This is a genomic window from Microcystis sp. LE19-8.1F, assembly GCF_027531715.1.
Taxonomy (GTDB): Bacteria; Cyanobacteriota; Cyanobacteriia; order Cyanobacteriales; family Microcystaceae; genus Microcystis; species Microcystis wesenbergii_A.
In genome coordinates, this window is record NZ_JAPZSO010000049.1 from 1 (window position 1) to 9,237 (window position 9,237).

Sequence of the window (9,237 nt, forward strand, 5' to 3'; positions counted from 1 at the left end):
AGGGCATACCGGAACCTTTGGGCTCGATCCAATAAACGCTTGGGGAGAGAATACCTCTACTTTTTCAGAAGCAATTCTGTCTAAGCAAGTAATCTCTGTGAACCAAGAATCCCCGTCTCTTTAGAGCGGGGAGTGTCAACCACTTCCCTATATGTGGCTGAAGATTAATCGGCTTGTCGGGGGTTGCCAGAGCGAGTTAAGATAAAATGCCCGATTAACTGCCGAGTCTATCATATATGGTTGATGCTGCCACGTTCTCCTCCGACACCTCCGCGATCATTGATGCCTTTGAAACACCTCTAGAGTTTAACTTTCAACTGCCGGATCCCGAAGATGAAACCATCCAAGATCATGACTTTCAGCAGCAACTGGATTCTTTTTGGCAAGTCTGCGATCGCTTTGATTTGCAAACGGAAATCTGGCGGGGGCGAATTTTGCGAGCTATTCGCGACCGGGAAAAGCAAGGCGGTGATAGTCGGGGTACAGGCTTTTTAAACTGGTTAAAAAAGCGAGAAATCACTAAAAGTCAAGCTTATGCTCTGATTCAATTGGCTAATAGTGCCGATACTCTCCTGGCGGAAGGACAACTGGATCCCGATAGTATCAATAATTTTAGTAAACGCGCCTTCGTAGAAACGGCCAAATCTGCCCCGGAAATTCAAAAATTAGTCAGTGATGCAGCCCGACAAGGGGAGAGAATTACCCGTCGGGAAGTGAAGCAATTGGCCGATGAATGGACGGCGATGAGTTCAGACTTACTACCCGATGAAGTGAAAGAAAAAGCCAGCGACGGCAGTTTACCGGCGCGTCATCTCGCCCCCTTAGTCAAAGAATTAGAAAAGTTACCCGATACTCATATCGACACTCTCCGCCAAGAAATCGCCGCTAATCCCGATGTGGACACGGTAAAATTAATCACCTCGGAAGCACGCAGTTTAGCCAAATATCTCGATGCGGCGGCCCAAGTACAAACTCTCCGACGGGGTAATTTAGATATCGAAATGGCTCTAGAAGAAGCTTTGCGCGTCGATTGTCTAAATACGGCGGCGGACCTGGTTAAACAAGCCACACAATTAGAGCAAGCCGTAGCTAAACTTTATACTACTTGGAAACGTTTAGGTAGTTTGTCCGATCGCCTCTATGTGGATACGGGAGCAAGTAATCCCCATCTGCGATCGATGTTAACCTGTTTGGAAAGTTTAACCAGTGAAGTGATCGAAGTAGAACTGGATGAAGGTGGGCAAAAAATGGTACGTTTACGCATTATCAGCGATGGGGGAAGTTAGATGCTTTGTTGGCGGTTGGGTGTCTTGAAGCCATCAGGAGTCAGTATTCAGTATTCAGTATTCAGAAGTCAGTATTCAGGAGATTGTTTTTATTTATTCTCCCTGCTCCCACTTCCTAACCCCTATCCCCTAACGGCTTGCTGCTATAATCTCTGAATATCCTCAACTTTTATGAAAACTTATTAACAGATACTTGACTTTATGCTAAAAATCAAGGAAAAAAAAGCAATAATTAGCATCGGTTCCATAACTGCGGCGATCTTGCTCAGTTTAACCCTAATTCCTGCCGCTATAGCCAAGGATGTCCTTCTGAGAGTGGGCATTGTCCAACGTTTTGGCGATGAAGCCAAGGAAAAATTAACCCTGAGCAGTACCAGTGGTGATAATCTCACCCTGCGCGTGGTAGGAGAAGATGGCCAATCCCAAACCCTGCAAACCAATCGCCTACAATTAGAAGTTATTCCCCGTCCCCTTGCTTCTCCCATCCTCCAAGAAAAAGTCATTTTGAGCGACCACGCCACCTTTGAAACCGCCGAAAATAGTGCCAAAAATTGGGCAAAAATGGGCATTAAAGTGGAAATTACCCAACCCGGACGCTGGCAGGTCTGGGCAAAACGAGAAGTTTATGAAAATCCCCTAGTGCGACGTTGGTTGCTGACCAGTTTGCAAGCCAAAGGCCACAATCAACCCTATATTAATAGTGTTTTACTCAAAGAAAAGCCGCAAGTTTCTTTCCAGATCAACGGGGTGCGCTATTTTCCCAAAGAATTAGAAATCGAGAGCCAAAAAAACCTGATTCAAGTCACCCATAGCCCCGAGCAGGTACGTTTGTACGGGGGAACTATGCGCCTACAGCCCAACGCCTACGGCACTTTTACCCTAGTTAATAACGTTCCCCTCGAAACCTACCTGCGTGGGGTTGTACCCCACGAAATCGGTCATGATGCCCCGGAAAGTGCCACCCAGGCGCAAACTATTATCGCCCGTACCTACGCCCTCCGCAATCGCCGCCGTTTTCAAGCCGATAATTACGAACTCTGTGCCGATACCCATTGTCAAGTTTATTATGGATTGACGGGAACTAATCCCCGGGCTGATCAAGCGATCGCAGCCACGCGAGGCCTGGTTTTAACCTACCAAAATGAGTTAGTGGATGCCCTTTATTCCTCCACCACCGGCGGAATAACTGCCCTTTTTAGTGATGTTTGGGATGGGGAAGAAAGACCTTATCTCCGGGCAGTGGTGGACTCCCCTAATCGAGTCTGGGATCTGTCGAAACAATCCCTCGCTAATGAGACAACTTTTCGCCAGTTTATTAATCTTAAAGATGGTTTTAATGAGACGGGGCGACGGGTTTTTCGCTGGCAAAAACAAGCTTCTTTAGCTGATTTGAGTCAAGACCTAGAAACCTATCTAAAACGCAGAAAACATCCCCTCGCCCATTTCCAGAAAATCCAATGGATGGAAGTGACTAAGCGCTCTCCTTCCGGTCGGATTCTTACTATGACCATTCAAACCGATAAGGGGATTTTGGAACTGCATAAAAATGAGGTGCGTAGTGCTTTGGAACCGCCTCGCAGTACCCTATTCTACATCGATCCTATCTACGATACCAATCGACAGATCCAGGGTTATAACTTTATTGGTGGCGGTTTCGGCCACGGGGTAGGATTAAGTCAATTTGGTTCCTATAATTTAGCCCGTTTGGGTTGGTCTCCCGAACAAATTCTCGCTTTCTATTATCCCGGCACCACCATTCAACCTCTCAATAATTCGATTGTCTTTTGGCGAGGAAATTAAGCAGTTATCAGCTTGTGAAGGCAAGAGGCAAGAGGCAAAAGGCAGGAGTCAGGAGATAGGGTGATAGGGTTTTGGGGTGATAGGGTGATGAGACAGCTTTCTCACTTCCCCATCTTCCCACTTCCCACACCCTATCCCCACGAAAAACTTTTTCAGCAGACCCTAAGTAGATCAAATATTTGACTAAATTTTACATCGGTAAACGCTGAATATCTCGGTTAGAACCAATCACCACCATTGCTAAATCTTTGTATAATCTTTCTTGGGGATTGGGGTTAATCTTGAATTTTTCCGCATTACCGACAGCGACAATATTTAACCCATAACGATTACGAATTTCTAACTCTGCTAGGGTTTTACCGTGAAAAGCTTCTGGGACTTTTAACTCGACAATACTATGTTCGGGATCGAGATCAAATCGTTCTAAAATTGATGGTCTAGTCAAACGGTGCGCTAACTCACAACCGGCATCGTATTCGGGAAAAACTACTAAATCTGCACCAACTTTCTTGAGTAATTTTCCATGGATTTCTGTGGAGGCTTTAGCTGCGACAAAATTAACCCCTGCTTCCTTACAATTGAGAGTAGTAATGATACTTTCTTCAACGTATTTACCAATAGCGACAATCACCGTATCGGTTTCAAAAATTCCCGCTTCTCGCAGAGCGTTAGGTTTGGTAGAATCAAGCTCGATCGCATTATCTACTATTCGATCAGATAACGCTTGTGCTACTAATCCTTCTTCAATATCTGTCGCTACCACTTGATAACCTTGTTTGCGTAAGGTTTCACAGACAGCGCGCCCAAATCTGCCTAATCCGATGACGGCAAATTGACGATTTTGGGGACGCATACTACTAAAAAATTTAATTGATTGCATAAGAAGTTAAACTGTTACGCATTTAAAATGCTGGTGTCAATGATTGAGGAGACAGGAGAAACTGATAACTGATAACAAAGGCCGAAACTAAAACCTAATTGGTTAAGCTAAAAGCTTTGATGAGCTTAGTTTCTAACCTTCTTTTTAGGTAGGAGAATTGCCAGATTCTGTCTTTTGCCTCTTGCCTGTTGCCTCTTGCCTTCAGAAACTGATAACTGATAACTGATAACTGATATTAATTATCCCACTAAAAGGTTTTCTTCGGGGTAATTAATAACTGTTGGTTTCGGATCGCCGATGATAGCCGCTATTAAAAGTATAACTCCCACCCGTCCCAGATACATCATAAAAACAATAATTAACTTAGAAATCGGCGATAGGGCGGCGGTTATCCCCGTAGATAGTCCGACAGTTCCAAAGGCAGAAACCACCTCAAAAAACAGTTGAATCATTTTAAAATCTGTCTCCACAAATGAGATAGCTAGGGTGGAGATAATAATCGCTATAACCGAACCAAAAACCACCGCCATTGACTTTAAAATTAACGGCATAGGAATGCGCCTTTGATAGAGAGTTACTTCTTCACGACCTCTTAAAACCGAGCGGGTACAATTATATAAAATCCTAAAAGTTGTGGTTTTAATACCTCCCCCTGTACCGCTAGGACTGGCACCAATAAACATCAAAGCCATGGTAATTAATAAACCTTCTACGGAAATTTTACCGATATCAATGGTATTAAATCCTGCTGTTCTCGATGTTACCGATTGGAACCAAGCGGCCAGCAATTTATCTTTAATTGATAAATTAGCCAAAGTGTCACCATTTCCCTGTTCAGTAAGTAAAAAAGCCAAGGTTCCCATCACTAATAAAAATATAGTTGTGCTGATAGCAACTTTATAGTTAAGAGAAAAAACAAAGCCTTTTCTTTTATATTGAAAGCGGTAAATAAACCAAGTGTAAAACTCGATAATTACCTGATAACCGATACCTCCAAAAATGATCAATCCTGTGATAGATAAGTTAATAATAATTGAAGACTGATAGGACATCAAATTATCTTTAAACAAGCCAAAACCTGCATTATTCCAAGCACTAATACTATGAAATAAAGATAACCACACCGCATATCTAAAATCATACTTTTGGGCGAAGACAGTTAACATAATCAAGGTTGCTGTTAACTCAAAAACTAGAGTAGTAGCAATCACTGATTTCATTAAACTTTGACTACCTTGTAGGAAAGGTCGATCGAAGGATTCTTGAATCGCTAACTTCTGTCTCAGGTCAAATTTTCGCCCAATTAATAACATTAAAAAAGTGGTAGTGGTCATATAACCCAAACCCCCCACTTGCACTAATAAGGCAATAAATAATTGACCCCAAAAAGAAAAATAAGTACCCGTATCTACTACAGCTAAACCGGTGACACAGACAGCAGAAGTGGAGGTAAAGAGGGCAACAATTGGGTCATTCCAAGTGCCGCTGGTGGTAGAAACAGGCAACATCAACAGGGAAGTTCCCGCTAAAATTACCGCAATAAATCCCAAGCAAATTGTCCGGGCAATCGTCATATAAATTCCTTAGTGAAAGTAGCTAAGAGAAGATTGTTTTTTGGCTAACACTTCTTGATAAACTAACTGTAAGTGATCGATATTTTTGCTGAGAGTGTAAGAGTCTAAAACTCTTTGACGGGCTTTTTGTCCTAAAATTGTTGTTAATTCGGGATGATCCCGTAATACGGGCAAGAGAGTTTTTAATTGGGTAATTAGTCCTTTAGTATCTAGAACTATTCCCGCACCTTTTAACACTTCCCCATCGGCCCCCACATCCGTAGCCATACAAGCAACACCGCAGGCCATCGCTTCCAAGAGGGAAATCGATAAACCTTCCACTAATGAGGGTAAAATAAAGCAGTCAACCCCGCGCAAAATTTCAATTCGTTTATTTTCATCGCCGATAAAACCTAACCAGATAATACCATCTTCTTCTCCATAAAAAGGTTTGAGGGAAGGAGTCAACGGACCATCACCAACAATGAGCAGTTTGCATCTACCCCCTAAATTGGTTTTTTTCCAAGCTTTCAATAAAGATTCTACATTTTTCTCCGGCATGATCCGACCGAGATAAATAAATAAACAATCGGCATTGTATTGAGCTTTAATATGCGAGGTGCCGGGACAATACTTATTAACATCAACCCCATTGGGAATAATTGCTAATTTTTCTTCGGGAACTCCCAATTTAACTAAAAAATCCCGTTGAGAAGTGGAAAAAATAATTACCTTATCGTAATTAGCTAAAAAAGGGGCGTGTAGTTGGTAGGTTAATAATTGGGTACTGGAGATGAGATTGCGAATTTTACTATCAAAAGCCGGGTGAAAAGTCGCCACCAGAGGCAAATCTAAAGACTCACAAATTTCTGGTAGCAGAAAATCGAGGGGAGACAGGGGTAAGGACGCATGAACTAGATCGGGTTTCAGTTCCCTGAGTTTATCCTGTAGAACCCGACTCGATTTCAGGGTGGGAATAGTATAGACTTGGGAACTATAGAGACGTGGCAGGGTGATTTCGTCGTAAAAGTCAGGCCAATCGCTTACGGTGGGTTTTTCGGAAGAAAAATGCAGAAAACTGACTTGATAATCTCGATCGAGCAGGGAATTAGTCACTTCTCGCCCATAGGTAACGTTACCGCAAAAAGGAGATTTTTTTCCTAACCAGGCAATGTGCATTCAGATTCTCTTAAGAAAAAGTTAATTTAGCCAAGTATCACTTTACTAAATTAGCCGTAAAATTAAAAGCTAATAGAGTACCTAAGCAAAATTAATTATCCATCTAAGTCCCCAGCTAAAAATTGCCCTTTGCAAGAGTGCCTATTTGATAGTTAAAATTCTCGGCTTTTTACTGATTCGCCGAGGACTTGCGACGACGACAACGTTCTGAACAGTATTTGACCTCATGCCAACAGTTTTGCCACTTTTTGCGCCAAGTAAAGGATAAACCGCAAACAGGACAAATTTTACTGGGAAGATCGGACTTCGAGGGCTGACGTGCCATGATTAAAATTAAAAAGTCAAAAACTGCGCCTTATCTATGAGTGTAGATGAAAATAATCAGAGTTCCCCACTCGATCGCCTGAGAATTATTTTAGTTGAACCAGCCGGAGCCTTAAATGTGGGTTCCACTGCCAGAATTATGCGGAATATGGGCTTAAGTCGCTTAATTATCGTCAATCCCGCCTGTGATATCCTTGCAGAAGAAGCGCGACGCATGGCAGTACACGGAATTGAAGTCCTAGAAAACTGTTCACGGGTAGCCACCCTGGGGGAAGCTTTGCAGGGTTGTCATCGCATCATTGCCACCACCTCGAAACCCCGTCACCTGAATACTCCCCTCGAAACACCCCGGACCGCCTTACCCTGGTTACTCACCCCTAACCTGGAATCGGCCTTAATTTTCGGGCCAGAAGACCGGGGTTTAAGTAACAGCGAACTGAACCACGCCCAGCGTTTTGTCGGTATTCCCGCTAATCCTCAATATTCCTCCCTCAATCTCGCCCAAGCGGTGGCGGTTTGCTCCTACGAACTGTACCAAATGGCCACGGAAAATAGGCTCGAACCCCCGGTAGAAACGCTCCCCAATGCCACTTTTGAGGCTCTAGAAGGCTATTATCAGCACTTAGAGAGCTTTTTGCTCAAAATTGGCTATCTTTACCCCCACACCGCCGCCGCTAGGATGGAGAAATTCCGGCAATTTTATCATCGGGCCCGTCCCACGGTGGAGGAATTAGCCCTGCTGCGGGGCATTATCGGTCATATTGAAAGTATCGGGCAACTTTTTCTCGGTCTTGATAGTCTCAAGGGCAAGAAAAAAAATTCTCCTAGCGATCGATAATAAATCTGGATACCCTTGAGGAAAACCGTGACTCGTCAAGTAACTCGTCGTCCCACTAAAGTCCAATCTGGTCCTGGGTCCCCTAGGTCCCTGGACTCAAACAATAAAAAAAGGCCTGTACCAGTTAAAAAGTCGAAAAAACAACGTAAACCTAACCTAATCGCTTCTTTTCTCCTTCAGGTTCTTCGCTTCTCTATCCTTGGTGTCGGTTTAGGTGCGATCGCTGGTACGGTTTTAACGGTGGTGGATCCGAGCAAATTACCCCTACACCCAAAACCCACCGCTACTAATTCCCCGACTCCCAAACCCGTCACCCCAAAACCTACCACCTTAGTTTTAAACGAAAATCTGAGCAGCCTCAACCAGAAATTACAGGCTTTAGCGGTCAAATATCCGAAATTACAGGCGGGAGCTTTATTTATTGACCTCGATAACGGTGCTTACGCTAATTTTCGCGGAGATACTATTTTTGCCGCCGCTAGTACGATTAAAATCCCGATTCTGGTGGCCTTTTTTGAGGATGTGGACGCGGGGAAAATTCGTCTCGATGAAACCCTTGTGGCCACTAAGGATGTCCTGGCCAGTGGGTCCGGGGATATGCAGTATCTGGGAGTGAATAAAACCTATACTGCCCTAGAAACCGCCACTAAAATGAACGTAATTAGCGATAATACCGCTACTAATATGTTAATCAAGCGCATGGGCGGCAAAGAGGCTCTTAATCAGCGTTTTCAAGCTTGGGGTTTGACCAGTACGGTAATTAATAACGCTTTACCTGACTTGGAAGGAACCAATACCACAAGTCCGAGAGATTTGGTGACAATCTTAGGAAAAGTTAATCAAGGGGAATTACTCAGTTTACGTTCCCGCGATCGTCTATTGAATATTATGCAGGAAACGCGCACTCGCACCCTGCTGCCGCAAGGTATCGAGAAAGCCGCCGATATTGCCCATAAAACCGGTGATATTGGCTCGATGTTAGCGGATGCGGGGATTATTGATATGCCCAACGGCAAACGCTATCTAGGGGCAGTGATGGTGAAACGTCCCCACAATGATAGCAACGCTAGGACTCTGATTCAACAAATATCGCGCACGGCCTACCAACACTTTAAATGGTATCAAACTCAACCCGCAGCCAAACCGCAACCGGTCGCCCAGTCTTCTCCCTCTCCTAGTCCGGTCGTTATTCCTAGTCCGGGTAATTAGGGTTTGCGGCAAAAAGTTTTTCGTGGGGGTAGGGTGTGGGGTGTGGGGTGTGGGGTGTGGGGTGTGGGGTGTGGGGTTTTACCCATTTTCAGGTGGTCAATTACCTAATTTTCAGGGAAAAAGTCCAGGAATTTTGCCCCCGATCCCCGCAATGGCTGGCACTTTTTG

8 protein-coding genes are annotated in these 9,237 nt (G+C 44.1%); 4 read left to right on the forward strand and 4 right to left on the reverse strand.

Annotated features, from left to right (window positions below):
* The first annotated feature begins 236 nt into the window (after window positions 1–236).
* Together O9334_RS05735 and O9334_RS05740 are read left to right on the forward strand one after the other, a co-directional pair.
* Complete coding sequence (locus O9334_RS05735; protein WP_045360600.1) at window positions 237–1,286, forward strand: hypothetical protein; 1,050 nt, start codon at window positions 237–239, stop codon at window positions 1,284–1,286.
* A 201-nt stretch (window positions 1,287–1,487) separates the two neighbouring features.
* Window positions 1,488–3,086 (forward strand): SpoIID/LytB domain-containing protein, encoded by a 1,599-nt coding sequence (locus O9334_RS05740; protein ID WP_287999657.1) that lies wholly within the window; start codon window positions 1,488–1,490, stop codon window positions 3,084–3,086.
* Window positions 3,087–3,276: 190 nt separating this feature from the next.
* On the opposite strand, the gene O9334_RS05745 is transcribed toward O9334_RS05740, so the two are convergent.
* The 4 genes from O9334_RS05745 to O9334_RS05760 all read right to left on the reverse strand — a co-directional run bounded on the left by O9334_RS05745 (window position 3,277) and on the right by O9334_RS05760 (window position 7,023).
* Window positions 3,277–3,966, reverse strand: a complete 690-nt coding sequence (locus tag O9334_RS05745) for a potassium channel family protein (protein WP_045360596.1) — start codon at window positions 3,964–3,966, stop codon at window positions 3,277–3,279.
* A 239-nt stretch (window positions 3,967–4,205) separates the two neighbouring features.
* A complete protein-coding gene (locus tag O9334_RS05750) occupies window positions 4,206–5,540 on the reverse strand; it encodes a TrkH family potassium uptake protein (RefSeq protein WP_045360595.1) in 1,335 nt (444 codons plus the stop codon).
* Between the two features lie 9 nt (window positions 5,541–5,549).
* The gene (locus O9334_RS05755; protein WP_045360593.1) at window positions 5,550–6,698 is read right to left on the reverse strand and encodes a glycosyltransferase family 4 protein; all 1,149 of its coding nucleotides are present in this window, start codon (window positions 6,696–6,698) and stop codon (window positions 5,550–5,552) included.
* A 169-nt stretch (window positions 6,699–6,867) separates the two neighbouring features.
* Complete coding sequence (locus O9334_RS05760; protein WP_002746413.1) at window positions 6,868–7,023, reverse strand: DUF2256 domain-containing protein; 156 nt, start codon at window positions 7,021–7,023, stop codon at window positions 6,868–6,870.
* Window positions 7,024–7,059: 36 nt separating this feature from the next.
* Here O9334_RS05760 and O9334_RS05765 point away from each other — a divergent pair, with 36 nt between their 5' ends.
* Window positions 7,060–7,860: an RNA methyltransferase gene (locus tag O9334_RS05765; protein ID WP_046662435.1), complete on the forward strand. Its 801-nt coding sequence runs from the start codon at window positions 7,060–7,062 to the stop codon at window positions 7,858–7,860.
* Window positions 7,861–7,887: 27 nt separating this feature from the next.
* On the forward strand, window positions 7,888–9,069 hold the full coding sequence (locus O9334_RS05770) for a serine hydrolase (RefSeq protein ID WP_287999658.1): 1,182 nt from the start codon (window positions 7,888–7,890) through the stop codon (window positions 9,067–9,069).
* The last annotated feature ends 168 nt before the right edge of the window (window positions 9,070–9,237 follow it).